The sequence below is a fragment of the Shewanella sp. KCT genome (assembly GCF_007636505.1).
Taxonomy (GTDB): Bacteria; Pseudomonadota; Gammaproteobacteria; order Enterobacterales; family Shewanellaceae; genus Shewanella; species Shewanella halotolerans.
The window spans coordinates 176,157-201,118 of the sequence record NZ_LVDJ01000006.1 but is presented as its reverse complement, the minus strand read 5'-3'; the positions used below and the strand labels follow the sequence as shown (position 1 = coordinate 201,118).

At 53.1% G+C, this 24,962-nt stretch carries 24 protein-coding genes; 13 read left to right on the top strand and 11 right to left on the bottom strand.

The genetic code is table 11. The features are described from left to right. On the bottom strand, positions 1–1,965 hold the full coding sequence (locus tag AYI87_RS10965) for an ATP-binding protein (protein WP_144202054.1): 1,965 nt from the start codon (positions 1,963–1,965) through the stop codon (positions 1–3). A 398-nt stretch (positions 1,966–2,363) separates the two neighbouring features. Between AYI87_RS10965 and AYI87_RS10960 the strand changes: the two genes are divergently transcribed. Next, a complete protein-coding gene (locus tag AYI87_RS10960) occupies positions 2,364–4,154 on the top strand; it encodes a flavocytochrome c (RefSeq protein ID WP_011866908.1) in 1,791 nt (596 codons plus the stop codon). An 862-nt stretch (positions 4,155–5,016) separates the two neighbouring features. On the opposite strand, the gene AYI87_RS10955 is transcribed toward AYI87_RS10960, so the two are convergent. Further along, positions 5,017–6,030 carry an IS110 family transposase gene (locus AYI87_RS10955; RefSeq protein ID WP_144202052.1) on the bottom strand — a complete coding sequence of 338 codons (1,014 nt, stop codon included), beginning with the start codon at positions 6,028–6,030 and terminating at the stop codon, positions 5,017–5,019. A gap of 253 nt (positions 6,031–6,283) precedes the next feature. Continuing rightward, complete coding sequence (locus AYI87_RS10950) at positions 6,284–7,138, bottom strand: DMT family transporter (RefSeq protein ID WP_144202050.1); 855 nt, start codon at positions 7,136–7,138, stop codon at positions 6,284–6,286. A 671-nt stretch (positions 7,139–7,809) separates the two neighbouring features. Between AYI87_RS10950 and AYI87_RS10945 the strand changes: the two genes are divergently transcribed. The 5 genes from AYI87_RS10945 (at position 7,810) to AYI87_RS10925 (ending at position 10,374) form a co-directional block, all read left to right on the top strand. Next, positions 7,810–8,274: a hypothetical protein gene (locus AYI87_RS10945; protein WP_144202048.1), complete on the top strand. Its 465-nt coding sequence runs from the start codon at positions 7,810–7,812 to the stop codon at positions 8,272–8,274. A gap of 129 nt (positions 8,275–8,403) precedes the next feature. Beyond that, the gene (locus AYI87_RS10940) at positions 8,404–8,700 is read left to right on the top strand and encodes a hypothetical protein (RefSeq protein ID WP_144202046.1); all 297 of its coding nucleotides are present in this window, start codon (positions 8,404–8,406) and stop codon (positions 8,698–8,700) included. A gap of 128 nt (positions 8,701–8,828) precedes the next feature. Then, a complete protein-coding gene (locus AYI87_RS10935) occupies positions 8,829–9,254 on the top strand; it encodes a DUF4844 domain-containing protein (protein WP_144202044.1) in 426 nt (141 codons plus the stop codon). A gap of 72 nt (positions 9,255–9,326) precedes the next feature. Beyond that, entirely contained in the window at positions 9,327–9,656 is a 330-nt protein-coding gene (locus AYI87_RS10930; RefSeq protein ID WP_144202042.1) for a CPCC family cysteine-rich protein, read from the top strand. 109 nt (positions 9,657–9,765) lie between these two features. Next, positions 9,766–10,374 carry a hypothetical protein gene (locus tag AYI87_RS10925; RefSeq protein ID WP_144202040.1) on the top strand — a complete coding sequence of 203 codons (609 nt, stop codon included), beginning with the start codon at positions 9,766–9,768 and terminating at the stop codon, positions 10,372–10,374. A 522-nt stretch (positions 10,375–10,896) separates the two neighbouring features. Here the strand turns inward: AYI87_RS10925 and AYI87_RS10920 are convergent. Next, the gene (locus tag AYI87_RS10920) at positions 10,897–12,054 is read right to left on the bottom strand and encodes a membrane dipeptidase (RefSeq protein WP_144202038.1); all 1,158 of its coding nucleotides are present in this window, start codon (positions 12,052–12,054) and stop codon (positions 10,897–10,899) included. 137 nt (positions 12,055–12,191) lie between these two features. After that, positions 12,192–12,863: a type 1 glutamine amidotransferase domain-containing protein gene (locus AYI87_RS10915; RefSeq protein ID WP_144202036.1), complete on the bottom strand. Its 672-nt coding sequence runs from the start codon at positions 12,861–12,863 to the stop codon at positions 12,192–12,194. Positions 12,864–12,973: 110 nt separating this feature from the next. On the opposite strand from AYI87_RS10915, the gene AYI87_RS10910 reads away from it, so the two are divergent. Then, complete coding sequence (locus AYI87_RS10910; RefSeq protein ID WP_144202034.1) at positions 12,974–13,855, top strand: LysR family transcriptional regulator; 882 nt, start codon at positions 12,974–12,976, stop codon at positions 13,853–13,855. A gap of 1 nt (position 13,856) precedes the next feature. On the opposite strand, the gene AYI87_RS10905 is transcribed toward AYI87_RS10910, so the two are convergent. Together AYI87_RS10905 and AYI87_RS10900 are read right to left on the bottom strand one after the other, a co-directional pair. Continuing rightward, entirely contained in the window at positions 13,857–14,441 is a 585-nt protein-coding gene (locus AYI87_RS10905) for a TetR/AcrR family transcriptional regulator (protein ID WP_144202033.1), read from the bottom strand. 13 nt (positions 14,442–14,454) lie between these two features. Further along, entirely contained in the window at positions 14,455–15,879 is a 1,425-nt protein-coding gene (locus tag AYI87_RS10900; RefSeq protein ID WP_144202031.1) for a coniferyl aldehyde dehydrogenase, read from the bottom strand. Between the two features lie 250 nt (positions 15,880–16,129). Between AYI87_RS10900 and AYI87_RS10895 the strand changes: the two genes are divergently transcribed. From AYI87_RS10895 to AYI87_RS10885, 3 genes are all read left to right on the top strand, one after another. Then, positions 16,130–16,507, top strand: coding sequence for an STAS/SEC14 domain-containing protein (locus AYI87_RS10895; RefSeq protein WP_144202029.1), 378 nt, complete (start codon positions 16,130–16,132; stop codon positions 16,505–16,507). Positions 16,508–16,786: 279 nt separating this feature from the next. Then, positions 16,787–17,218, top strand: coding sequence for a universal stress protein (locus AYI87_RS10890; protein WP_144202027.1), 432 nt, complete (start codon positions 16,787–16,789; stop codon positions 17,216–17,218). Positions 17,219–17,396: 178 nt separating this feature from the next. Further along, positions 17,397–17,840 (top strand): universal stress protein, encoded by a 444-nt coding sequence (locus AYI87_RS10885; protein ID WP_144202026.1) that lies wholly within the window; start codon positions 17,397–17,399, stop codon positions 17,838–17,840. A 1-nt stretch (position 17,841) separates the two neighbouring features. Here the strand turns inward: AYI87_RS10885 and AYI87_RS10880 are convergent, their stop codons facing one another. Then, the gene (locus AYI87_RS10880; protein ID WP_144202024.1) at positions 17,842–18,420 is read right to left on the bottom strand and encodes a TetR/AcrR family transcriptional regulator; all 579 of its coding nucleotides are present in this window, start codon (positions 18,418–18,420) and stop codon (positions 17,842–17,844) included. Between the two features lie 131 nt (positions 18,421–18,551). Between AYI87_RS10880 and AYI87_RS10875 the strand changes: the two genes are divergently transcribed. Beyond that, positions 18,552–19,592 carry an alkene reductase gene (locus AYI87_RS10875; protein ID WP_144202023.1) on the top strand — a complete coding sequence of 347 codons (1,041 nt, stop codon included), beginning with the start codon at positions 18,552–18,554 and terminating at the stop codon, positions 19,590–19,592. 146 nt (positions 19,593–19,738) lie between these two features. On the opposite strand, the gene AYI87_RS10870 is transcribed toward AYI87_RS10875, so the two are convergent. Next, positions 19,739–21,901, bottom strand: coding sequence for a TonB-dependent siderophore receptor (locus AYI87_RS10870; protein WP_144202021.1), 2,163 nt, complete (start codon positions 21,899–21,901; stop codon positions 19,739–19,741). A 272-nt stretch (positions 21,902–22,173) separates the two neighbouring features. On the opposite strand from AYI87_RS10870, the gene AYI87_RS10865 reads away from it, so the two are divergent. After that, positions 22,174–23,160: a zinc metalloprotease gene (locus AYI87_RS10865; RefSeq protein ID WP_144202019.1), complete on the top strand. Its 987-nt coding sequence runs from the start codon at positions 22,174–22,176 to the stop codon at positions 23,158–23,160. Between the two features lie 76 nt (positions 23,161–23,236). Then, positions 23,237–23,554 carry a hypothetical protein gene (locus AYI87_RS10860; RefSeq protein WP_144202017.1) on the top strand — a complete coding sequence of 106 codons (318 nt, stop codon included), beginning with the start codon at positions 23,237–23,239 and terminating at the stop codon, positions 23,552–23,554. A gap of 29 nt (positions 23,555–23,583) precedes the next feature. Here the strand turns inward: AYI87_RS10860 and AYI87_RS10855 are convergent, their stop codons facing one another. Continuing rightward, positions 23,584–24,345: a sulfite exporter TauE/SafE family protein gene (locus tag AYI87_RS10855; protein ID WP_144202015.1), complete on the bottom strand. Its 762-nt coding sequence runs from the start codon at positions 24,343–24,345 to the stop codon at positions 23,584–23,586. Between the two features lie 43 nt (positions 24,346–24,388). Beyond that, positions 24,389–24,943: a DUF924 family protein gene (locus AYI87_RS10850; RefSeq protein WP_144202013.1), complete on the bottom strand. Its 555-nt coding sequence runs from the start codon at positions 24,941–24,943 to the stop codon at positions 24,389–24,391. Positions 24,944–24,962 lie beyond the last annotated feature (19 nt).

Here is a 24,962-nt window from a genome sequence, read left to right as displayed (position 1 = left end):
CTACTCCTGAACCAAGGCAAAACTAAGTTGGATACGGGTGCCCTTACCGGGTGTCGAGTGGATCTGCATCTGCCCCTGATGCTCTTTGATGATACGGCTACAGACCGACAGGCCCAGGCCGCTGCCTCCCTCGGTGCGTCGGGTGGTGAAGAAGGGCTCTGTGATACGCTTTAGGGTGGCGCTGTCCATGCCGCAGCCATTGTCGTTGACCTTGATCAGGGCCCGCCCCTGACTCACCTGGGTGCTGATCTGAATGCTGCCTTCGTGGGCCGCACAGGCATGACAGGCGTTTTGGATCAGGTTGATCAACACCTGATGCAGCTGCTGGGCATCCCCCATGATCCTCGGACTGGGGAGGTGTAGCAGCTTAGTCACCTGCCGGGTCTTGGTCTGGTTAGCGGTGAGCCGCAGTGCCACCTCGACCACCTCATTGAGGCAGACCAGCGTATGATCTTGGGTGAGATTAGGCAGGGCGTAGCGCTTGAGATCGTTGACGATACGGCTGATGCGCTTGGCGGCCTCCTCTATGGTGTCGCTGCTCGCCGCCATCTCCTCCATGGCCTGGCTGGGCGCGAGCCCGGCGATCTGCCAGAAGGGGTTCTGCTGCTGATAATAGTTGGCCGCCGGATTTAGGTCCTTGATGGCCGCCGAAAATAGCGAGATGGCGTGCAGAATGAGCCCAGTCGGGTTGTTGATCTCGTGGGCGATGCCTGCAGACAGCTCTCCAAGTGATGCTAAACGGCTGGCCTCTTCGTTGGCCTGACGTAGCTTGTGCTGCTCGGTGGATTCTTCCAGCAGCACCACCACCTGATCATTGGCGATGGGGTGGATCTGCAGCTGCCAATATTGTTCCAGATACATCATGTCGGCAATCAGCGACTTCTGCTCGTTGAGCACCTGCAGCACGGCGGGCCTGAGATCGAAGGCTTGATCATCTATGTAATGGAAGTCCTCAGAGATCAGCAGATGCACATTGTTGTCGTTACTCCACAGGCGTTGCAGCTTGCGATTGACTATGGTCACGCCGTGGGGAATACCGTCCAATACCGACTGAAACTGCTTGGAGATGTTGGAGATCTCCGCCTCGACCCGGCGACGCTGAATGAGCTCGGCGTCCAGGGCCTTCTTACGTCTGCGCAGGCTGGCGCTGATGAAGCCGGTATAGATCATGCCGCTGGCCGAGACGATGGCCACCAGGATCGCCAGGGAGAACATGCGCTTCTCGGTGGAGGTCAGGTCCACCTTCTCGCGGCCGGTGCCAAACCACTTGTTGACCAGGCGGTCATATTCCCCAGATAGCTTGAGCTGACGTAGGGCGTCGTTGATCTCCTGCATCAAGGCGGCTTTCTTGCCGTTGCAGACGAAGTTGAAGGCGCCATAGATGAGGGCATCACTCGAGCTGCGCACCGACGGGTAGAGGGGCAGCAGGCGGCGGGCCACGAAGCTCTCGGCTATCACCACGTCGACCTCGCCCTCGATCAGCTGCTTAAAGCCGGTCTCATACAGGTCGACATCCACACGGTTGAATTTCTGTGGGTAGCCCGACAGGTAGACGTCGACGAAGGCGCCCTTCTTGATGGCGACCCGCTTGCCCACCAGATCTGTCCAGCTGTTGATCAGCGCCTTGCCTTGCAGGGTGTAGGCCTTGGCGTGGGTGGCGTAGATGGGATCGGACTGGCTGAGCTTGCGATCCAGGTTTACCGGGCTGACCACGGCGATCACGTCGATGTCGCTGCCCGGATTGTGCATATCTTTCACCAGCTGTTGAAAGCTCTTTCGGCGGATGATGATCCGCTTATCGGTCAGCTGGCCAATTCTGTGCATCAACTCTATGTTGAAACCCTGATCCACACCGTTGTTGCGCCACTCCAGCGGCGCGGTTTTCGAGTGGACGCCAAAGACGATACTCTCCTGCGATAGTGCGGGAAAGCTGAAGAAGATTAGGCAGAGCAGTAAGCGTTTCATGCTGAAATACTACAATTTTCCGCAGCAATAAACTGTGCTGTATTACGCGAATTAGCGATTTCTTATCTAACCCAATCCCAGCAGAAATGCTGCGTGACCGGGATCTCACAGGGCTATGCATTTTTGCATATACCTCTTTGTGATTATGCATACTTGCATAGGCGATCTTGAGGGCTGTGATTGAGGTGTCATTTCTGAAGCCTAAAGCGGTGGCGAGATTGCTGGCTTCTCTTTCCTGGTTAATCATTTAGTTGAGCGATAGTGAAAGCCCGAGGTACTCATCAATACCGGTTAAGGCTTTCTTCTAAAGTGAAGTGTGAACCACTTTAATCTAAATATAATGTAAGTGCTTCTAAATTCAGCGGGTTAAACCTGTAAGTTTAGAAGGGGGAGCAAAGATGAAAAAGATGAAACTTGCGGTTTGTCTAGCCACCTTGATGGGCACAGCCGGATTCATGGGCAACGCCATGGCAGCCGACAACCTGGCTGATTTCCACGCCCAAAACCAAGAGTGTGATAGCTGTCACCAAGCAGACGGTGAGCTATCAAACGACAGCCTGACCTATGAAAATGCTCAGTGTGTTTCTTGTCACGGTACCCTAGCGGAAGTGGCTGAAAGCACTAAGCATGAACACTACAACGCCCACGATTCTCACTTCCCTGGTGATGTTTCTTGTACTTCTTGCCACAGCGCACACGAAAAATCTATGGTCTACTGTGACTCTTGCCATAGCTTCGATTTCAACATGCCTTATGCCAAGAAGTGGGAACGTCACGAGCCAACTATCGCCGAACTGGCGAAAGACAAGGCAGAACGTCAAGCGGCTCTTGCTAGCGCACCTCGCGATACCGTTGACGTAGTGGTTGTAGGTTCAGGCGGCGCAGGTTTCTCTGCCGCAGTATCGGCCCACGATAATGGCGCTAAAGTGATTCTGATCGAGAAAGAGCCGGTTATCGGTGGTAACGCCAAGTTGGCGGCCGGTGGTATGAACGCCGCTTGGACCGATCAGCAAAAAGCGAAAAACATCAAAGATGACCCAGAGATCATGTTTAAAGACACCATGAAAGGTGGCCGTAACATCAACGATCCTGAGTTAGTTAAGATCCTTTCTTCTCACTCAAAAGGCTCTGTCGACTGGATGACTGGCATGGGCGCCGATCTAAGCGACGTAGGCCGTATGGGTGGTGCTTCTGTTAACCGTTCACACCGTCCTACCGGTGGTGCTGGTGTTGGCGCACACGTGGTACAAGTACTTTACGATAACGCGGTTAAGCGCAACATTGATATCCGCATGAACACTCGCGGCGTTGAGATCCTCAAAGACGACAGCGGCAAGGTTAAAGGTATCCTGGTTAAGGGTATGTACAAGGGTTACTACTGGGTGAAAGCCGATGCAGTGATTCTGGCTACCGGTGGTTTCGCTAAGAACAACGAACGCGTATCTAAGCTGGATCCTAAGCTGAAAGGCTTCGTATCGACTAACCAACCAGGTGCAGTTGGCGACGGTATCGACGTAGCAGCAAACGCTGGCGCGGCGATGAAAGACCTTGAATACATCCAGGCTCACCCAACCCTATCTGTTAAAGGTGGTGTGATGGTGACCGAAGCGGTTCGTGGTAACGGCGCTATCCTGGTTAACCGTGAAGGTAAGCGTTTCGTCAACGAGATCACTACTCGTGACAAGGCTGCCGCGGCTATTCTGCAGCAAACTGGTAAGTCTGCTTACCTGATCTTCGATGATTCAGTACGTAAGTCACTGAAGAAGATCGACAAGTATATCGGCCTGGGTGTAGCACCTAGCGCAGATAGCCTGGAAAAACTAGGCAAGCTGGAAGGTATCGATGGTAAGGCGTTGACCGAAACTGTCGCTCGTTACAACAGCTTCGTGACCAGTGGTAAAGATGCCGATTTCGAGCGTCCTAACCTGCCACGCGCACTGAACGAAGGTAACTACTATGCCATCGAAGTGACTCCTGGTGTTCACCACACCATGGGCGGCGTGATGATCGATACTAAGGCCGAGGTAATGGATGCCAAGAAACAGGTGATTCCAGGCCTATACGGCGCGGGTGAAGTGACAGGTGGTGTTCACGGTGCAAACCGTCTTGGTGGTAACGCTATCTCTGACATCATCACCTTTGGTCGCCTAGCCGGTGAACAAGCCGCTGATTACGCTAAGAAACACTAATATTTCTTAATCAATATCAACCGGTTACTAACATAGTTAACACTCCAAAAGGTGGCTAGGAAGCCACCGCCAAAAGCCACGGCCACCGCCGTGGCTTTTTTGTGTCAGGAACACTTATGCCAAAGCCCAGGGATGGAAGGCTTTGGTGTTTGTATAGGGACTTACGTTTATGGGGAGCTTATCCCCGGTGGCCAGGGCCTTGAAATGTTCCCGACATTTCAAGGCATTTCCTCCTTCCATGGAGGTCAGAAGGCCGAAGAAGGGATTTGCGTCTGGAACACTTATGCCAAAGCCCAGGGATGGAAGGCTTTGGTGTTTGTATAGGGACTTACGTTTATGGGGAAGTTATCCCCGGTGGCCAGGGCCTTGAAATGTTCCCGACATTTCAAGGCATTTCCTCCCTGACCCACAGGGAAGTGGGGAATGTCTGAAATCCTCGGGAAGGATTTAGACCTGGAGGTCAGGAGGCCAAAGAGGGGATTTGTGTCTGGAACACTTATCTCAAGGGTCTGAGATGGAGGGTTTTGTATTGCCAGTTCACTGTCAGTTGAATAGTAACTGTATCCCATAGCCTGCGGCTCGCTTTTGTGTAGATACATCTGCTACACGCCGTAAATCCTTATATGGACACCTCGGTTAGATCAAACATTTTGTGAGTAACAGAAAGTAATACTGCGTACGTATATCCGACCTGTTTGTGAGCATCTTTGTGCTCTGGCCTTAATGAGAACCGCGCCTTCGCTGCTTATCGTCCTTTCGGTGTTACAACACCTTGTGCTCTCTCAGCATTTACGAAGGTCGGTATTACCTGTTACTTCATTAATTGTGTTCGGTTTTTAGGGTATGTAATTGTTCTTGTTGTTTAGCCAGGTCTATACTCCGTTTTGTAGTAAAGCATTGCCCAAATGATTCTAGCGAGTTTGTTGGCCACAGCTACCGCCGCTTTCTGTTTGCCTCTTCGTTCGATGACCTTTCTTGCCCAGACAGATAGTCTGTCGTTATTATTATTGGCATAGCGTATGACAGACCAAGCACCTTGAATTAGCTGACGTCTTAGATAGCTGTTTCCACGTTTGGTGATAGCCCCTAATTTCTGTTTTCCACCACTTGAGAACTCTTTCGGTACCAGCCCCAAGTTTGCCGAGAAATGTCGCCCATTTTGATAACCTGAACCATCACCAGCGAACGATACCGCCGCTGTAGCAATAATTTCAGCGACACCTCGTATAGCGGTTAATCGCTTGGTATCTTCATGATTTCTTGCCTGTAGTCGAATCTCTTTTTCCAGTGATTTAATCGAAGCATTGATGGCATATAGCTCATCGAGTAACTCTCTGATATACCTGCGGGCGGTGGTGGTTAGTGAGTTATCGGCATCTTCGAGTAACTCAGGTAGAGCAAGGTTGAGCGGGTCGCGGCCTTTGGGAATAACAATGCCGTATTCACTCAACAATCCACGTATTTGATTAGTCAACGCGGTTCTGGCACGAATACGACGCTCGCGAATTCGATGGGAAATAATGATATCGACCTGCGCTAAGGTTCTTGGCTTAACGAAGATAATGTTGGGGCGCATCGCAGCCTCACAGATTGCAAAGGCATCATTGCGGTCATTTTTATTGCCTTTCACGAAGGGCTTCACATGCTGTGGTGGGATAAGTTTTACCTCAAATCCGCGTGACATCAGCTCTCGCCCCCAATAATTTGAGCCACTACAGGCTTCCATGGCAATCACTGCATCTGGATACTGAACGGGCGTTTTCAACAGTTGAGTGCGTTTAACGGTGCGATTAAAGAGCGTTTTACCGACTTGATTGACACCGCAAACCTGAAGAACATTTTTTGCCAAATCGATACCAATTAGAGTAACTTTCATAGTGGACACCTTTTGTTGACATTGAACCTTGTAAATTCAATATGGCGCTTTTGACGCCGACTTCACAAAAGGTGTCCATCTCATCATCCTTGGAGGCTCGACGATGGCATCCCTGCCATCGACGTCCGCAGATGCATCTACACTTGGGTATTCCATCTCTTCGATTAGACTTTAATTGCGTTAGTTAAGTGTTCTATCGTTTGTCGGTATAGGGAAGTGGAGTTGCCTACCTTAGGTGTTACTTATCTCCTATCTAGCGGGGAGAGTTTTTACTCATGACAAATAGGGCGATGCCGCCGAGGACGGCGATGGAGGCGAGCAGGAGTCTGCTTGTTAATGCCTCGCCGAGCCAAATGAAGCCGCCGAAGGCGGCAATGATAGGCACGCTGAGCTGCACGGTCGCGGCGGTGACCGCCGAAAGCGAGGGCAGGACTAGATACCATAGGGCGTAGCCCAGCCCCGAGGCGAGGGCGCCTGAGGCGACGGCGTAGCCAATCCCGGCAGCGCTGATCGTCTCTAAATTAGCGAGCAGGGCAAAAGGCACCAGGGCCATGGGCACGGCGCGAATAAAATTACCCGCCGTGGCCAAAGTTGGGCGCTTTGTGCCGCGACCTAGCAGGGAGTAGATGCCCCAGGAAACCCCGGCGATTATCATCAGCACGGCGCCTATTAAGGGCGGAGCGCTTACGCCCGGCAGCACTAACCATACCAGTCCGCCTCCGGCCATTAGCGCTCCTACCATCTGTTTTCGATTTATCCACTCGCCCGACCACAAACCGTAGAGGATCATGGTGATCTGCACCGCGCCGAACAGCAACAAGGCACCCGTGCCGGCGCTTAGACTGTTGTAGGCAAAGGAGAATGTCACCGCATAACCAAATAGCGCCGATGCCGATAGCCAGTTACCACCAAGGCCGCTTGTGCGGATCTGAGGTGATGCGAGTAGCCCAAGCACCAGGGCGCCGGAGGCGATACGTATCAGGGTGAAGCTGGCTGCGCCTATGCTGCCCGATGCCAGGGCCTCCCGGCAAAACAGCGAGTTGGCTGCGAAGGCCAGCATGGTGACCGAGGTGAGTAACAGTAGGCGTATCCAGGGTTGTTGGGGCATGGTTAGTCTTCTGCGTTGAATTTCTTATTGATATTAGTTTCAGTGTATCGTGGGATTGGTTGTTTGCCACGGTGGTTTAGAGTTTGGCTGTTTGCCATGTTGGTTTAGCGGTTTAGCGGTTTAGCGGTTTAGCGGTTTAGCTTTTGGCGGCGTTCTTGTTTGATTAGGGAATTGAAGGTCGTACCTTCATTGCTACCTAACGCCTGCCCGGCGGGTGCTGTACATGGAAGTACGAATGTCGTGATCACAGGGATGTGAGAGAACGACGTATGTGCAGATACACCCGTGACACGCTGTTCGCCATCCCTAGCCGCTCTGCGGTTTCATCCCTGAAACCGAAGGTCACTGGCGTATCTGCACTCGGTACTCAACGTCTCTTCGATTTGACCGCATTTGTCGTCGATAGAGGGGAAAACTTAGTGCATATTTGCCACTTTGTTATCTTTTGGTGGCAAACCGAGTGAATGAAAAAATCATTAAATTCATGCGCTTAAATTTAAGCCTCGCAAGGCGGGAGGTTTGGAAAAGCGCATGCACGTTTTTCTGGATGGTGTATTTGAGGTAAAGGTGATAACTTCGTTGCAATACAATCAGTTAACAATGCGCGCTTTCAGTGTTCTATCGAGATAAACGCGCATGCGCACTAATAAGCTGTTATACGTTTCGAGACTATGGACGAATCTGATAGAAAATTTGCAGAGGCTGTATTAAACAGACTCATGAAAGGAAGCAGTGTAAATGGCCTTCGCTTTTTCACTCCTCAACTGTTGTTGGATGGGCCTGACGATATTCGCCAAGAAGCTTATATTAACCTTTCTTCTGAGTGGGATATCTTCGAGGAAATCCCAGACGAACTTAATTTAAATTTTGAAGAGTTAACCCAAGAGCAAGAAGAGTTTAAGCTACATCGATTGCGTGGCGAAGAAGTTGATAAAATCCAAATATTATCTCCTTGGCCTCATTTGGTTGTTCATTTCAAAAGTGGGAAATTGTTATTTATGAATGGCGAAGACCATGATTATGAACCGTGGCAAGCTGGTTTAACAAATCATGGAGAAGATTCAGATACTTGGCTTGTTGTAGCATGCCCCGGTGGTGGAATGGCTGTTTGGTGCCCCGAAGGTAGAATCGAGTAAAAACGTATAACAAGGTAATTATGCGTGGGACGTCTAAAGCTTGGCTGGCGCTCATTCTTCGCTAATTTTAGCCAAGCTTAATAGCCCCATATTGCGGCGATATACAACCTCAATAGAATGGAGTTTGAATTGAGATATTTCCTATTAATTCTAGTGTCCGCTATTTCTTTTGTTGCCGGAGCGTTTTGGCACAAGTGGCAATTACTAGAGTCTGATCCTGTATCTTTAACTCAAACACTTTCGGTGCAAGCATCTCCTGAAAACATTGGCGTATTGCCAAAGGGAACAATCCTTTATCCGTATTCAGATGGGCAAGGCATTGAAACCTATATTGTTTTTGTAAACTCAAAGTATTTAAATTCTATCGAACCTGTGCAATTTCAAAATCACCTTACAGTAGCCCCGCTGGATGGTTACAGTGAATAGGTTGTATTACAAGTTGCTCAAGTTCGTAAACTCACTGGGACAATTAACAGTTGGCTTGGCGCTTCGCGCAAGTATAGCCAACTGCTATTTGCCCCTTAGCAAAGAGTTAGTGCTACCAAACCGGAGAGATGATGCGTCTTAAACAGTTGTGGTGCTTGGCACTCATTTTTCTACTTACGTCTTGTGGCACAGGAGATAAGCAGGCATTGGAAATTACTGATAGTGCGGTCATCGAGCTACAAGATTTTCTCGCCCAAAAGAAATTTATCGAAGATTCCTCCCTGAAGTATCCTAGAGCCCCCGATGAGTCAGTGAGAGCCAGCGCAGAGAAAGTCATCAACGATCTTACATCCCGTCTTATTATAGGTATTCCAGATAACCCAACGAAGGCTTATGTACTTGGTCAATTTAAGTTATCTCTTAGTCAGCTAGAAAGTTACGATTCCGAAGAGCGTGACAGGGCTTTATCGTACCTGGAAAGCATCATGGATATACTGAGCATTCAAAGTTCAGATGGCTTATTAAACGATTGGAGATATGGCTTTGAATCATAGTAAAGCACTAACAAACGTAGGCTAGGCGACGCAAAAAACGCGCGCTTGCTTTGGGCGTTATAAGGCTATGTCATGTTTAAGAAGATAGTCAGTATATTTAAAAACAAGGAAATTGAGTGGTACGAGCCAGAAGACCCTACTCCACGAGAGCAGTGTCATTGCTGTGATTACATCTCCCTTGCAGAAAGGGGGAATTTCCTAATTTGTCCAATTTGTTTCTGGGAAGACGATGGGCAGGATATTGATGAGCTAGATATAGAGTCGGGGCCAAACCAATACATCACCTTGCGCCAAGGTCGCAACAATTTTAAAGAGTTCGGCGCTTGTGAGTTAACAATAAAAGAGCATGTTTTACCAGAAAGCGAGCGTAAAAGTTTTGAGTGCAAACCAAGGGCTTTATAACAAGTTGCTCAAGTACACTCTGGGCCTTCGGCCCTCCGCGAGACAGCCTACACTGCGTTCTAGATGCCCCAAGGTAAAGCGTTATCCTCAACATAAAAGGAGTTTATTGATGAGGTTTACTTTTCTAATTATTTGTATGATTACTGTTATCCCTAATTTTTCTTATGCCGATTACGGCGTACCTTTTATATTTCAAAGCTGCTATAAATCATTGGATTTTGTAACTTTCAAATTTGAGTATGTTAATCACCCTGAACAATTGTATGACGAAGATACAAAGGGTTTGCCTAAAGCTGTCAGGAAAGAATTCGAAGCTAAAGGTGTTATATATCCAGGAGTAATAGATACAAGTATTTGCGAATTAGACAATGCAACTATTAAAGTTTGGCTAGAAAAGGAAAGCTTACTTTCACTTAGCATTAATGGTGTGACGAAAGTGGATAGTATTCCCATTAATGGTGGTTCTATTTTTTTTGATAAACTTATTATTGATGGGCATAGTTTTCCAAAAGGCGCTGACAAAGGTGGCTTAAGTTTTTGCTTTTATGGTCCTGATAAAGATCGGTCTGTTACAAAAGAATATTTCTATATTTATCAGCAGTATCCAAATTCAGAGGTAATAGATATGAATCGCCTTAAAAAAGAAGTGAATGACAGAAATAATTGGGAGAATCCGAGTTATTTCAAAGACTGCGATGGTTTTCAGAGGTACATATGAAAAGCTAATTAAGGCGCTTAAAGTGGACGCAAAACAGTTGGCTTGCGCTCATTCTTCGCTAAATTTAGCCAACAATTTTGAGCTCGGTAGCGAGGTGCTACCCCTATAAATTCGAGCTAAGTGGGTTAGAACAAAAAATCTAACATTGGAAATGTCCGGAATTTTCCCAAGTCGTTTAATCGAAGAGATGGATAACTGGGTGCAGATACGCCGGTGAGCTTCCGAAACAGGGATGTTTCGGCAGAGCCTACAGGGAGCGTACTCGCGGTGTCTCACAGGCGTATCTGCACAGTAGGTCGTTCATTCACATCCATGTGATCACGACATTGGTGCCTCCATGCACTGCACCTGCCGCAGGCAATTGATACACCATGCTGTCTTGGTTAAAGGATGCCTTTCAAATACGAAATCGGGTAGATGTTCTAAAAGGAAACTTTAAGAAAGCGTTATTAGGCTGGCCGCTAACCAGCCTAGGTTAGAGTAACTAGCCTGGGTCAGAGTAACCAGCCTGGGTCAGAGGAACTAGCCTAGTACCTCGGCCAACACCCGTTGCCAATTCCCCCCCATGATCTTAACGCGATCGCCGCTGCTGAATCCGGCGCGGGACAGGGCGCTGTCGATCCGCTCCATGCGCTCGATATGGTTAAGCTCTGGGATCACCACGTGCCGTGGTTCGTGGTCGAAGCCGAGTACACTCCGTGCCCGCAGGCTATGCCACCACTCGACATATTGTTTCACCCCTTCGGCGTTGTCGTTGTCTAGCTCTAAGAGTTTCTCGTGGCCCCGCAGCGGGTAGTCGTTGGCGATGGCGACGGCGTCTATGCCGCCGACATTGGCCACATGTTTGAGCTGGGCCAGATAGTGGTCTGTGGTGGGTGTGTGCTCAGTGGTGAGCCAGAAGGTCATCATAAAGACGCCGAACAGGCCGCCGGTATCGGCGATCGCCCTGATCACCTCATCGGGTGAGCAGCGGGCGTGGTTGACGATGGCGCGCACGGCGCCGTGGCTCTGTACTATGGGCGCGCGACTGACCTTGGCGCTGTCTAATGCCGATTGGGGGCTGGAGTGGCTGACATCGATCAGCATCCGCTTGCTGTTGAGCTTGTGGATCAGCTGATGACCGGCCTTGGTGAGCGGCAGGTTGAGCCCCTGCTTGCCGTCGTTGTCCAGGGCGCCGCCGCTAAACAGGTTGCCATAGTGGTGGGTGAGCTGTAGCACTCTAAGGCCGCGCTCATAAAACTCATCCACCTGATTGAGGTCTTGATTTATGCTCTGCTCGACGCAGTCGGCGCCCTGAATTTGAAAGAAGACGGCGGTGCGGCCGCTGGCATGGGCCGTCTCAATATCCTTGGCGCTGCGCCCCAGCAGTAGCTTGTCTGGGTTGGCATTTACCCTGGCCAGGGCCTCGCCGATACTCTTGACGCAGGCGTTGTAGGTGCGTTTGTAGTTGGTGGTGCCATCGGCCTGTTCTATGGCCTCGATGGCGGATATGTCGCACAGGTAGGCATCGAGCTTTGACGCGCCGAGATCGGCTAAGTCCTCCGGCAAAAAGGAGAGGCCATCGATATAGAGGGCTTTTTGAGTCGCTTTCGCCCATGCCGGGAGGGGGGCTAGCTGAGTCAGCAGACTGGCAGCGGCCAAGCCCTTAAGTAGATGGCGTCGTTGCATTTGCACAGGCATATTGCGCTCCTCAATAGTTGTTATTATCGCGGCAAATCAATGGGATTAAGCTGCTGATACTAACATCAAATAATCTGTCAGGGGAGCGAAGCCGGGTACTCATGGCCATTGAAACGACCATGAGTGTCGCTTTGAGCTTAAGCTAAGTGCACGGCAATGGCCTTACCAACGGCGCCAGCACTGGCAGGGTTTTGCCCGGTAATGACTCGCTCATCTTCTATGATGAAGGCATTCCACGGCTGGACCTTGTTATAGCGCTTTGCGCTGCGGGTCAGTGCTTCTTCGAGCAGGAAAGGGATCTTATCTATGGTGCCGTAGTCGATCTCCTCTTCACGGGTAAAGCCGGTGACAGACTTATCGGCAATCAGTTTTTCGCCATTGCTGAGTGTGATGGGCAGCAAACCGGCTGGTCCGTGACAGACGGCGCCAATGACACCGCCATTTTCGTAGTGTGTTGCACTGAGCTGGGCAACGGCTTCATTGGTGGCCAGATCCGATAGCAGGCCAAATCCCCCCGGATAGTAGATGGCGCTGTATTGCTCAATATCTATCTGTGAGGCGGGAATCGTATTGTTGACCCGGCTGATAAACGCGGCGTCCTGCAACATAGAGGCGTTGACCTCATCACCTTCGATATCTGTGCCGTACAGGGGAGCCTTGCCGCCGTCGATTGAGACAAGATCATAATCAAGGCCCGCAGCTATTAGCTCATGCAGCGCATGGGTGAGTTCTGGCGCAAAGGTGCCATTGGCTTCGTCAGTGGTGCCGAGTGTGGCGTGGTTTGTCAAAAAGATAAGTACTTTTTTCATGGTGCAATGTCTCTGTTACTGAAAGTGGACTCATTGTAATTCCTCCCTTGAGTGGTGATAATCCTGCTAGATGGCAAATTAATATTGTTATATGGCAACAATGGTGGTTCATGGAGAGTTTTGAGGGGATTGTCGAATTTATTGCGGTTGCCGAGTCTAATGGTTTTTCGGCGGCGGCACGCCAACTGGGAAGTTCGACCAGCCATGTGAGTCGCCAGGTGGCGAGACTTGAGGCGCGACTCGGCTGCGCTTTGTTTGCACGAACCACTCGTAGCGTTAGCCTGACCCAGGCAGGGCTGGGTTATTATCGCCAGTGTCAAAACCTGATGGTAGGACTTAGACAGGCCAATGAGGAAGTGACTCAGCAGCAACAGCAGCTCAGTGGCACGCTGAGGGTCAGTGCCGCAGGTGCCTTTGCCGAGCAATATATCGCTCCGGTATTGATTGATTTTGCCAGGCAACATCCCGCCTTGACCATAGACATGGACTTCAACAGTCGTATGGTTAATTTTGTCGAAGATGGTATCGATTTCGCGATTCGCTTTGGAATGTTAAAAGACTCAGGCCTGGTGGCGCGTAAGTTGGCGAATCGAGACATGATGGCGGTGGCAAGCCCAGAGTATCTGGCCGAGCATGGTACGCCCAAGACGCCTCAGGATCTCAGGTTGCATAGCTGCATCATCTCTAACAATGATCACTGGCTGTTTCAACAAGACGATAATGAACTGAGCATCAAGGTGGAGGGACGCTGGCGCAGCAACAATGTGCCAGCGGTGATCGCGGCGGCAGAGCAGCATTTGGGGATTGCCTATCTGCCTAAGAGTAGCTTTATCGTGCCGCTGGCCAAGGGCAGCCTGGTTCCTGTGTTGTCACCCTATTGGAATCGCGGCCTCACCAGCTGGATTGTTTACCAAAACCGCCGCTTCTTACCCATGCGGGCGCGAATGGCTATAGACCATCTGTTAGCACACTTTGCCGATTGGCAGGAGTGATTCACCGCACCGCCATCGCATTCCAAAACAGGGCGAAGCTGGCGCTACGCTCGTGCTCTTGCTGCCAGCGCTCCGGGTGGTCGACAAAGTAGCGGGTGGCGGCTAGGTATTGGCCGTGGCAATTGTCCTGCATCATCTCGATGGGGTACTCGGCCAGCTCGCCGCTTGCCTGGCCCTGGCGGATCAATTCGGCGATAAAGCCTAGGATGCCGTGCATCGCCTGATCCCGCACCGACTGCTCGACGTTGGGGGACATGGAGTAGAGCTGAAAAAACGCCTGCTTGAGCGGATTGGCCATGGCCCAGGTCAGCGCCGCAAACCACAGCTGTTCGGCATCTTGCTTGAGGTTGCCACTCTTGCTTGCACCCGCTTGTATGGCGTCGGCAAACTCCTGTTTGACACCTAAAAACAGCTGCTCGAGCAACTGCTCCTTGGAGGGGAAATGATGAAACAGGGTACCTGTGGCGACCCCTGCCTCGCGGGCGATGGTGGCCGTGCTGGTACCGTGAAAGCCCTGGCTGACGAACAGCTGCAGGGCGGTCTCTAAGACGGCCTGTTTCTTGGTGCGTTTGCTGCTTGCTGTCATCTGAATCTGCCCGTTAGCGTAAAAACAGCTTCATCAGCAGCTGCTGAATGGCATTGCCATAGGGAGGATGCACCAGCTTGCCCGTGTTGAGCTTGCCACGGCTCAATATGGTCTTGGCGTGGCTCATGGTGAGGAAGCCTTCCTTGCCATGGTAGTGGCCCATGCCTGAAGGGCCAATGCCGCCGAAGGGGGCATCGTCCGCCGCCACATGGAACACGGTTTCGTTGATGCACACACCGCCCGAGTGGGTCTGGTTGAGCAGTCGCTGCTGAGTATCGCTATCGAAGCTCATGATATAGAGGGCCAGCGGGCGAGGGCGGTCGTTCACATAGTCGATCGCCTGCTCCAGGCTGTCATATTCGACGATGGGCAGCAGTGGGCCGAAGATCTCCTCCTGCATCACCTTCATCTGTTCGTTAACCCCGGTTATCAGCTGCACCGGCAGCTTGCGGCTGCCTGGCGTCATGGTTTCGTTGCTGGTGGGGGTCACCTGGGCGCCCAGGTCGATGGCGTCTTGCAGCGCCGCTTGCAGGCGATCGAACTGACGCTGATTGATGATGGCGCCGTAGTCTGGGTTCTGGCCAATTTCGCCATACATCTGCTTGAATCTGTTAATGAAGGCCTGTACGAAGGCCTGGCTCTGGCCCTTGGGCAGCAGCACATAGTCGGGGGCGACGCAGATCTGCCCGGCGTTGAGGCACTTGCCGTAGATCATTCGCTCCACGGCGGTATCCAGCGGCATGTCTGGAGCTATGATCACCGGCGACTTGCCGCCCAGCTCCAGGGTGACAGGGGTGAGGTTGTCGGCGGCGGCGCGCATCACATGGCGGCCAACCGTGGTTGAGCCGGTAAACAGCAGATGGTCGAAGGGGAGCGCCGAGAAGGCGGCGGCGACCTCGGCCTCGCCTTCGACGACAGCCACCAGGGTCTCATCGAACAGGCCGGCCAGCATTTGCCTCAGCACCCTGTTAGTCTCTGGAGTAAATTCAGACAACTTGATCATGGCGCGGTTGCCAGCCGCCAGGGCGGTGATCAAGGGACCGATGGAGAGCATCACGGGGAAGTTCCACGGTACTATGATGCCGACAACGCCCAGAGGCTGATACTGCACCTGTACCTTGGCGGGCGCCAGTAAGATACCTGCGTGGCGACGGCTCGGCTTCATCCAGCCCTTGAGCTTCTTCAGGGTGTAGTTGATGTTGTTGACGCAGGGCATGATGTCGGAGATGCGGCTGTCGTCAGGGGATCTGTGGCCATAGTCGGTATTGAGGGCCTCGACAATCGCCTGCTGATGACTCAGCAGCGCCTGCTTGAGGGCGATAAGCTGGGCCTCGCGTTGCTGCCTAGAGGGGGCGCCTTGCTCACGGAAGCTGACCTTCTGCCTGGCCAGCAGTTGGTTGAGGCCTTGGCCGACATCTAGGTTTGCGGGCATGTTCATTGTGCTTATCCTCTATTGGTTACTGACGTTGAGCGTTCGAATGTTGACGTCTCTTCTGCCAAGCCGGATCTGGAGTCAGATGGCCAAAATACAAAACCGACTGATTAGTCGGTCTAATGTTAGGGGGTAAAACAGTCTAGGTCAAATATTGTTCGATAACGGTGAAAAGTGTGATCTGGATCAAGCGGGTGGCGGGGCTGGAAATCTAAAATGAAATAGACCCTTTTAGTTGGGATTACAGGAGCTTGAAATGAGCAGTAATCTACATGGTATCGCCATTGGCATAGAGCGCAGTCAGGATGATTTTTATCTCGCCTTCAAGGCCGTCGGCAAGTTGACCCACGAAGACTATGAGCAGATGACGCCGCTGTTGGAGTCAGCCTTGGCGGGCATAAAGACGCCCGAAATCGTCGCGCTTATCGACATCACAGAGCTAGATGGCCTGTCGCTGCATGCAGCCTGGGATGACCTTAAGCTGGGCTTGAAACACGGCAAGGAATTTAAGCGGGTGGCCATCATAGGACGGGGGGAGCTACAGGAGTGGGCGACCCGGGTGGCGAACTGGTTTACTCCGGGGGAGTTCAAGTTCTTCGAAGATAGGCGAGACGCGCTCGACTGGCTGTGTTGATGGCTAACCCTTCGTTTATCGCCAGTAACGGTTGTGAGTACTTATTTTGAGCACTGGTTATGAGTATTAGGCGCGGTTTTGGGGATTTGGCGAGCTTTTGGGGATTAGCCGTGGTTTTTAATATTAGTGACGATTTTTAGCCGCTTTAGCAGGCGTAACTAAGGCCCCTATTCTACGCAGAGAAAAGCGGAGAAAGCCCTGCCAGCTAAGCGATTTCTGTCAAGCCTGTGTCACTTTTATCCGCTATGCTTAAAGAAAGCGAATGGTAAGGAGTAACAGATGAGAAATGGTCAAATTTTATGCCCGACAGATTTTTCTGAAACGGCTTCCCATGCCCTCTCTTATGCCATCGAGATGGCCAACCTGTATCAGGTGGGATTTCGCTTACTTCATGTGGTCGAGCAGCCCATGGGGGATGAGAATTTTCAGATCCTCGCGATCACGCCGGAGGAGCTCGCCCAGTCCATGGAAGATGCCGCCGCCGAGAAGATGAGATCCCTGCTGGCCAAGCTCGATAGCAATCTGCCCATTGAGACCATGATACGTCGCGGCGACGCGGTGACCGAGATCTTAGCCGAGGCCGAAGAGAGCCATGTCGGCATGATAGTGATCGCCAGCCATGGCCGTAAAGGCTTGTCTCATTTTCTGCATACTAATGTGGCAGAGGCAGTGGCGAACCGCGCCAAGTGCCCGGTGCTTGTGGTCAAATAGTCGGTGCGAAGGTTCTGGTTTATAAGCCCGTCGTCGGTCAATTGTTTGTCGAGAATGGCTTTCGAGAATGCCTGTCGAAATTGGTTGTCGCAAACGGCTATTGAAAACAGCTGCCGCCGCAGCTTAGTTTTTGCATTTGTAACAGAGGGATACGAGCGCCTGAACTGAGGAGGTGAATATGCGTACCCGTCAAATATTGTGCCCAACGGATTTTTCCGAGACGGCCTCTCACGCCCTGGGCTATGCCATCGAGATGGCGACGCTATATGGCGTGGATCTGCGTATCGTTCATGTGGTGAGTGAACCCTACGGCGCCCATAACTATGGGATAGTGGTGGAGAGTAACGAGGAGCTGGAGCAGCACCTGCATGCCTATGCCAACGGCAAGCTGGGTGAGATTGTCAGGGACGCGCAGATTAGAATGCCGCCTCATCTCAAGGTGCACAGCGAGGTGCGTACCGGCGGTGTGTTAGGTCAGATATTGCTCGATGCCGAAGAGAATGATGTGGGCATGATAGTGGTCGCCAGCCATGGTCATACCGGACTCGCCCACCTGTTGAATCCGAGCGTGGCCGAGGAGCTGGCCAATAAGGCCAAGTGCCCCGTGATGGTGGTGAAATAGCCTAGCCGCGGCAGGTGTCGCGATAGAGCTGGTCCGCCAGGGCGTGCAATACCTCTGGCGCCGGCTTGGTATGGGCAAAGGTTCTGAGCCCATAGATCCCCATTACGAAATAACGCGCCAGATGAGCGGCATCGCCCTTAAGTTCTCCCCTGTCGACGGCTTGTTCAAACTGGGTCGTCAGCGCCTGCTGCCAACTCTCTAGATGCGATTGCACAGCGTCTCTTATCATCTCATCTTGCTCGGCCACCTCGTTGAGCGCCTTGGTCAGCAGGCAGGCCTTGGGCGTATCCTTGCACTGACACTCATCGACTATGCCGGCCAGATACTGCTTAAGCTGCTCGGGGAAGCGGAGCGCTGAGCCGAAACAGGCCGTTAGCTCGGCTTGTCTGTCCTGCCCATATTGTTCTATCACCGCCAGCAAGAGGCCGCGCTTGTTGTCGAAGGCGCAGTAGATGGAGCCAGGGTGTAACCCAGTGGCCTTGGTGAGATCTTGCATGCTGGTCTTGGCGTAGCCCTTGTCGATAAAGGCATTCATGGCCTGTCTCAGTACCTGCTGGCGATCAAATTCGGCGTTGCGCATCTTACTCTTTGGCTGCTTGTTGGGGCGATAAGTGGGATTGTACTCAATTTTGAATGAACGTTCAAAAAAGATCTTGAATCCTTTTTTGACTGAGAGTATCTTGAACGCTCATTCAAGAAAGAGAGCCGATTATGACAGCCGACCTGTTTCAGCCTTATGCGCTTAATGCCAGTATTACCCTCAACAACAAGATCTTGATGGCGCCGCTTACCCGTTGTCAGGCCGACGATGACCTGGTGCCAACCCAGGCGATGGCCGACTATTATGCGCGTCGCGCCGATGCCGGGCTTATCATCTCCGAGGCGGTGATCATTCGCCCCGATGGTCAGGGCTATCCCAATACCCCGGGCCTGTTTACCCCAGAGCAGATCCAGGGCTGGCAGCGCGTGACCAGCGCCGTGCATGCCAAGGGCGGTAAGATCTTCGCCCAGCTGTGGCACACGGGCCGGGTGGCACACTCACACTTTTTCGGTGGCCAGACGGTAGCGCCGTCGGCGGTGAAGATTGAAGGCACAGTGCCGCGTCAGCGTGAGTTGGCCTATGAGACCCCTAAGGCGTTGACCACAGATGAGATTGCGCAGCTGGTGGCTGATTATTCCCAGGCGGCGGCCAATGCCATAGATGCCGGTTTCGATGGCGTCGAGATCCATGGTGCCAATGCTTACCTCATCGATCAGTTCCTGCACCATGACAGCAACCGCCGCGATGATGAGTTTGGCGGTACGCCGGAGAATATGGCGCGCTTCCCGCTGGCCGTGGTGGATGCCATCGTTAAGCGTATCGGTAATGAGCGCACCGCACTACGAGTGTCGCCGGGCGCCTATGTCAACATGCAGGGCGACAGCCGGGATCGCGCCGTGTTCGATTATTTCTTAAATCAGCTGGAGTCTCGTAAGCTGGCCTACCTGCATGTGGGGATCTTCGATGATGCCCTGACTTTCGAGTATCTTGGTGGGCGAGTGTCGGACTATGTGCGCGGCCATTACAGCCAGACCTTAGTGGGGGTAGGCAGTTACAGCGCCGAGACGGGGGCCCAGGCCATCGCCGATGGCCGCTTCGACCTGCTGGCAATTGGTCGCCCCTTCATCGCTAACCCAGACTATGTAGTCAGGGTGCGCGACAGACAGCCGCTGGTGACTTACTCAGACGAGATGTTGGCCGAGCTGGTTTAATCGCGATAGTCGCTTTTAACATTGGCTTTCAAGCCTAGCCTTTCAAGCCTTTGCTTAGGATGAGACAAATAATTGAGACAAATAAGAAAGGGCATATCGCGTCGGCGATATGCCCTTTTTAATGTCTGTTAGCGTTCAGCGTAAGCTTAGAGCTTCCAGGTAATGGTTGCGCTGTAGTTCGCCGGGGCGCCGTAGAATGCCTGGGCCCAGTAGAGACTGTTAAGGTATTTCTCATCGGTCACATTGTTGGCGTTGAGGCTCAGCTGCAGATTGTCGTTAAACTGGTAGCGTGCCATGAGATCGACGATGGCATAGGCGTCCTGGCGGGTGATGATCGCCTCGCCCGCATTGGCAAAGCCGTCGCCGACCACGCCCTGATTGCGGTAGATATCATCTTGCCAGCGCATGTTCATCCCCACAGAGAGGCCTTCGATGGCGGCCACGTCATAGGTGGCGGCAAACTTCAGCAGGCGACTCGGAGTATAGGCGGCGACTATCTTGGCATTGTCATCATCGCCATTGATATCGAAGTCGGTGAAGCCCAGGCTCAGGTTGAGGCCGTCGAACACCTCTCCGGCTACCTCAAACTCATAGCCCTTGCTGTTGATGCCATCGGCACCTATGTAGCGCTGGTCGGTCGGGTTAGTGCGGGGATCGGGTATTGCCAGGTTGACCTGCTGAATATCGAAGTAGGCCAGGCTGGCGATCAGGCGGCCGTCGAACAGCTCGCTCTTGAAGCCTATCTCCCTGCTCTCGCCTGTTACGGGGGCCAGCAGATTGTCGTCGATATCTTTCTCGGTTTGCGACTTGAAGGTTTCGGTATAGCTGGCGTAGGCCACAAGTTCAGGGGTGATACGGTAGACGGCGCCCAGGTAGGGAATAAACTGGCTGTCTTCCACATTTTGCTCCTTGCTGTAGGAGACCCCTTCGGCCTGCCACTTGTTGAAGCGGCCACCGGCGATGAAGTGGAAACCATCGAACAGGTTAAAGCGACCGGTAAAGTAGGCGGCCTGTTGCTTGGCGCTGACATCGCTGCCTTTGGGCTTGTCGGCAAACACAGGCTTTGGCGTGTTGCCATCCCAGTCGTTGAGATCTGGCATGGCTGGGAAGCCGTTGCCTGTGCTGTAGTCGTATAGCGAGCTGTCGATATAGTCCACCTTGGCGTAGTTCACCCCGGCCACCAGTTGATGATCGCGGCCAAACAGGCTGAACTCGCCGTCGACATAGAGATCCACCAGATCATGGCTTTCATCCAGATCGTATTCGCTGCCATAGCCTGTAAGGCCTAGCCCCGTCTCCCTGTCGGGTGTGCCGTAGACGTAGAAGAGTTCGGTATCTTCATCTGTGCTCTTGTGGGAGTAGGTGGCACGCAGGCGCCAATCGTCGGCGAAGTAGTGGCTCAGCTCCACCACTGTGTTGTTCTTGATCACCTGCCAGTTCGACCAGTTGGCCGAGGTGTTGGTGGATCTGTCGTAGTTGGTTGGGCTGCCGTCTGTGTAGTAGAGCGGCAGGGCGCCCCAGTTGTTACCGGTGGCATCGTTGTTGATGTAGCTGTGGCTGACCGACAGGCTGGTGTCGTCACTCAGGTTGGCCTCGATGAAGGCGTAGAGAACGCTCTTGTCTGTCTCGTAGCGATCGAGGTAGGAGTCTTTCTGCTGTTTTACCGCCACCACGCGGGCGGCGAAGGTGTCGTTGAGGCGGCCACTGGCATCAGCCTCGACTCTGGCGTTGTTGAAGCTACCATAGCTGGCTTGGAGCTTGAGTTGATTGTCAGAGGTCGGACGCTTACGAATGAAGTTGACCGTGGCAGAGGGGTTGCCCACGCCTGTCATCAGGCCGTTGGCGCCGCGGATCACCTCGATGCGATCATAGATGGCGGTGTCTTCATCGGCGTGGTTGTTGCCCGAGGTCAGTGGCAGGCCGACCCCATCGATCTGGAAGTTGGTGATGTCGAAGCCGCGGGCCGTGTAGTAGGTGCGGTCCGTCTCGATGCGCTCGACATTGATGCCGGTGGCGCTGTCCAGGGCGCTGTTGATGTCGTTGAGCTGGAAGTCGTCCAGCTGAGCATCAGTGATCACAGACACCGACTGTGGAATATCTATGATGGCCAGATCCAGGCGCGAGGCGCCGCCGACAGAGTGGGCATTGTAGCCCTGCACATAGCGGCCGCGAACCTCGATCTTCTCGATATCCTGGTTGTCCTGTTGGCTGTCATTGTCTAGTTGAGCAGTTTGATTCTCTGCGTGGCCTGGCATAGTCGCCATGCTCAGGGCGCAGAAGATAGCGAGCGAAATAGGCTTAAGTTTCATGATCTGTCGTCATCTTAGCAAAAGAAGAATAGTGAGGAGCGGTGCAAGACCGCTGGGGACTTGGCACGCCAACCAAATTTACGCAACAAAGGATATACAAAAAAAGCAGGATTTTAAATGGGAATGGTTATCATTTACTTTTGTGTCGAATGTAAAGAAAAAAATTGATTTTTCATGCCAGGCGGCCGCTTTGGCCTTTGCATTAGCAAGTTCGTCGGCTTTTTCTATACTCAGAGGTGTGAACTGGATCAGATTTTTAAGGTGAGGCACCCATGAGAAAAAGCGTAATTGGAGTATCTGGCTTGCTGCTGATGTCGGCAAGCGTCCTGGCTTTCGCAGGTCAAGCTGTTGCTGGTCAAGAGCAGGCGAAGACGAGTTCTACCCCGGCCTTCGAGCATGCCAACAGCAACGCCGCCTTCCTGCGCTGCGGCACCCGTACCCCCTCGGATCTCGAGGTGAAGATGTTGAATGAACACCTCAAGGCCCTGAAGAAGCCGAGCGGTGTGGGTAATGGCAACGGCAACGGCGGTGGCGGCGGTGGTGATGGCGGCACGGGCGGTAACTACACGGCCGTGGGTTATAATATTCCCGTTTATGTCCACCTGATCCTGAGTAGTAGCGGCGATGGCGATGTGTCAGGTCTGGTTGCGGAGCAGATGAATGTGCTTAATGATGCCTTCGCCGGTGCAGGTGGCGGCAGCGGCTTCGATACTAAGTTCAGCTTCACCTTGATGGGGACAACAAAAACAGAAAACGATGCCTGGTACACCGCGGGGCCGGGCACCAGCGCCGAGCGTGCGATGAAACAATCCCTTCGTCAGGGCGGCGCCGATACCCTCAACATCTATGTCTCTAATCCTGGTGGTGGCCTGCTGGGCTGGGCGACCTTCCCCACAGACTATGCCAGCAATCCTAGCGACGATGGCGTGGTGATCCTCAATCAATCGCTGCCGGGCGGCGCGGCTTCACCCTATAACGAAGGCGATACCGCAACCCATGAGGTCGGCCACTGGCTGGGTCTGTATCATACCTTCCAAGGTGGCTGTAATGGCGGAGACCAGGTTTCCGATACCCCGGCCGAGCGTTCGGCGGCCTATGGTTGTCCCTCGGGGCGCGACACCTGTCGACGTGACGGTGGTGACGACCCCATCTACAACTTCATGGACTACACAGACGATAGCTGTATGGTCGAGTTCACTCAGGGCCAGTCTGAGCGCGCCGATACCTTAAGCGGTGCCTATCGCTGGCCGTCTAACTAGTCTCATGGAAAATTCACTGTTGAAACAGGGCCTATGGTGTCTCGCCATAGGCCTTTGTTTGTGGGGGAGCCCTTGTTTGGCGGAGCGACTGCGTGCCCCCGACTTCGTGCCCTGTGGCCGTGACCAACTGACCTCATGGCAGGGAGAAGTCTTTAACTATCACAGGATCGAGACCCAGATAGCCTTTGGTATTCGCACCGTAGACGGTACCCTGGAGCGCCTGGATATCGCCTACGCGCTTGAGCAGATGCGGCTCAATGGCGGGCTGTTTACCCTGCCAGACTGGAAACGGCTGGAGGTCTCTCCCGGCGTGCTCAAGCCCTCGGTACGGGTGAGGGTATGGCGCTGCGATGAGCAGGGCGCCATCAGCTTCATGATTGACTGGCTGGAGTGATCCAGCCAGAGCCCTTAATCGCTAAGCTCTTAGTCGCTAAGCATAGCGGCGACGCTGCCGCAGAGTGTCATCAGAAACAGAAACCACTTGAGTACCTTGGGGCTCACCTTGATCGCCAGCTTGACCGCCAGATGGGCGCCCACCATGGTGCCTGCTGCCAGGATGAGCCCAGGCAGCCAGAGGATCAGATCTTCCTTGATGAAGACCAGCAGGGAAGCCAGGGTGAAGAACAGGGTACAGAACACCTTGAGGGCGTTGGCCCTCACCAGATCATATCTCAGGCTGCCCGCCAGGGCCGCCAGTAAGACGAAGCCTACCCCCGCCTGCACGAAGCCGCCATAGATCCCGGCCAGGGTCAGCCAGAACCAGGAGCTGGGCGTGTCCTTGACCCGGTTGACCGGGGTGCCCAGCTCGGGCGCTATGATGGCGGGGCGCACTAAGATGATGAGCGCCATCAGCAGCATGGTGCCCAGTAGCAGGGGTTTAATCAGTGTGCTGGGGGCGTATGCGGCGAGGCCTGCGCCTATGAAGCCGCCGAGTATAGTGGGCAGCAGTATCGGCCCCTTGTCCTGGGTATCTAGCTTGCCATGCTTGTGAAAGCCTAACAGGGCGGTGATCGATTGCACCGTGACCCCGACCCGGTTGGTAGCGTTGGCGACCTCGGCGGGCATGCCCATCACCATGAGTGCGGGCAGGGTGAGGTTGGAGCCGCCGCCGGCCAGGGTATTGATGATGCCAGCCAGAAAGCCGGTGACGACCAGCAACAGGCCGTGGGTGAGGGTGATCTCCATGGGTACTCCTTACGCCCTAATGGGGAATGACTCGCTGGATAAGTTAGAAACTTGAGCCAGGCTCGGCGAGAAACGCCAGCTCCTCTTGGGTGGACTCGCGCCCCAAGATGGCATTGCGATGGGGATAGCGTCCAAAGCGGTCGATAATCGCCTTGTGGCGCAGCTCAAACGCCAGGTTGTTTTCGGCGCCCTCTCGATTAAACAGGATAAGGGCGACCTCGTGAATCGCCTGCGACTCGCTGTGCATGTAGGGCATATAGAGAAAGGGTACCTGTTTAGGTTGCAGCGCCTTGTCGATGCCAGCGGCCACGGCTTCCTGGGCCAGGGTTAGCGCCATGGGATCGGCGGCGAAGGCTTCTGGCGTATCCCGGTAGATGTTACGGCTAAATTGGTCCAGCACGATAATCTCGGCCAGACGCCCCTGGGGTGTGGTGCGCCAGTGATAGAGTTCGCCCTGTTTGGCCTGAGTGAGCAGCTCGCCGAAGCGGGCTTGAATCGTCCTGTCGAAGGTGAGGTCTTTGACAAACCAAGCTTTAGGTTCAATCTCCTCGAACCAGAAGCGAATGATGTCATCTGGCGTGTGGGCTATCCTGTTCATCTCTTCTCCTTCTCTCCAG

Excerpts from the sequence above, each read along its gene's own strand:
- AYI87_RS10965 (WP_144202054.1), bottom strand. The coding sequence starts at position 1,965 with ATGAAACGCTTACTGCTCTGCCTAATCTTCTTCAGCTTTCCCGCACTA.
- AYI87_RS10960 (WP_011866908.1), top strand. The coding sequence starts at position 2,364 with ATGAAAAAGATGAAACTTGCGGTTTGTCTAGCCACCTTGATGGGCACA.
- AYI87_RS10955 (WP_144202052.1), bottom strand. The coding sequence starts at position 6,030 with ATGAAAGTTACTCTAATTGGTATCGATTTGGCAAAAAATGTTCTTCAG.
- AYI87_RS10950 (WP_144202050.1), bottom strand. The coding sequence starts at position 7,138 with ATGCCCCAACAACCCTGGATACGCCTACTGTTACTCACCTCGGTCACC.
- AYI87_RS10945 (WP_144202048.1), top strand. The coding sequence starts at position 7,810 with ATGGACGAATCTGATAGAAAATTTGCAGAGGCTGTATTAAACAGACTC.
- AYI87_RS10935 (WP_144202044.1), top strand. The coding sequence starts at position 8,829 with ATGATGCGTCTTAAACAGTTGTGGTGCTTGGCACTCATTTTTCTACTT.
- AYI87_RS10930 (WP_144202042.1), top strand. The coding sequence starts at position 9,327 with ATGTTTAAGAAGATAGTCAGTATATTTAAAAACAAGGAAATTGAGTGG.
- AYI87_RS10925 (WP_144202040.1), top strand. The coding sequence starts at position 9,766 with ATGAGGTTTACTTTTCTAATTATTTGTATGATTACTGTTATCCCTAAT.
- AYI87_RS10920 (WP_144202038.1), bottom strand. The coding sequence starts at position 12,054 with ATGCCTGTGCAAATGCAACGACGCCATCTACTTAAGGGCTTGGCCGCT.
- AYI87_RS10915 (WP_144202036.1), bottom strand. The coding sequence starts at position 12,863 with ATGAAAAAAGTACTTATCTTTTTGACAAACCACGCCACACTCGGCACC.
- AYI87_RS10910 (WP_144202034.1), top strand. The coding sequence starts at position 12,974 with ATGGAGAGTTTTGAGGGGATTGTCGAATTTATTGCGGTTGCCGAGTCT.
- AYI87_RS10905 (WP_144202033.1), bottom strand. The coding sequence starts at position 14,441 with ATGACAGCAAGCAGCAAACGCACCAAGAAACAGGCCGTCTTAGAGACC.
- AYI87_RS10900 (WP_144202031.1), bottom strand. The coding sequence starts at position 15,879 with ATGAACATGCCCGCAAACCTAGATGTCGGCCAAGGCCTCAACCAACTG.
- AYI87_RS10895 (WP_144202029.1), top strand. The coding sequence starts at position 16,130 with ATGAGCAGTAATCTACATGGTATCGCCATTGGCATAGAGCGCAGTCAG.
- AYI87_RS10890 (WP_144202027.1), top strand. The coding sequence starts at position 16,787 with ATGAGAAATGGTCAAATTTTATGCCCGACAGATTTTTCTGAAACGGCT.
- AYI87_RS10885 (WP_144202026.1), top strand. The coding sequence starts at position 17,397 with ATGCGTACCCGTCAAATATTGTGCCCAACGGATTTTTCCGAGACGGCC.
- AYI87_RS10880 (WP_144202024.1), bottom strand. The coding sequence starts at position 18,420 with ATGCGCAACGCCGAATTTGATCGCCAGCAGGTACTGAGACAGGCCATG.
- AYI87_RS10875 (WP_144202023.1), top strand. The coding sequence starts at position 18,552 with ATGACAGCCGACCTGTTTCAGCCTTATGCGCTTAATGCCAGTATTACC.
- AYI87_RS10870 (WP_144202021.1), bottom strand. The coding sequence starts at position 21,901 with ATGAAACTTAAGCCTATTTCGCTCGCTATCTTCTGCGCCCTGAGCATG.
- AYI87_RS10865 (WP_144202019.1), top strand. The coding sequence starts at position 22,174 with ATGAGAAAAAGCGTAATTGGAGTATCTGGCTTGCTGCTGATGTCGGCA.
- AYI87_RS10855 (WP_144202015.1), bottom strand. The coding sequence starts at position 24,345 with ATGGAGATCACCCTCACCCACGGCCTGTTGCTGGTCGTCACCGGCTTT.
- AYI87_RS10850 (WP_144202013.1), bottom strand. The coding sequence starts at position 24,943 with ATGAACAGGATAGCCCACACGCCAGATGACATCATTCGCTTCTGGTTC.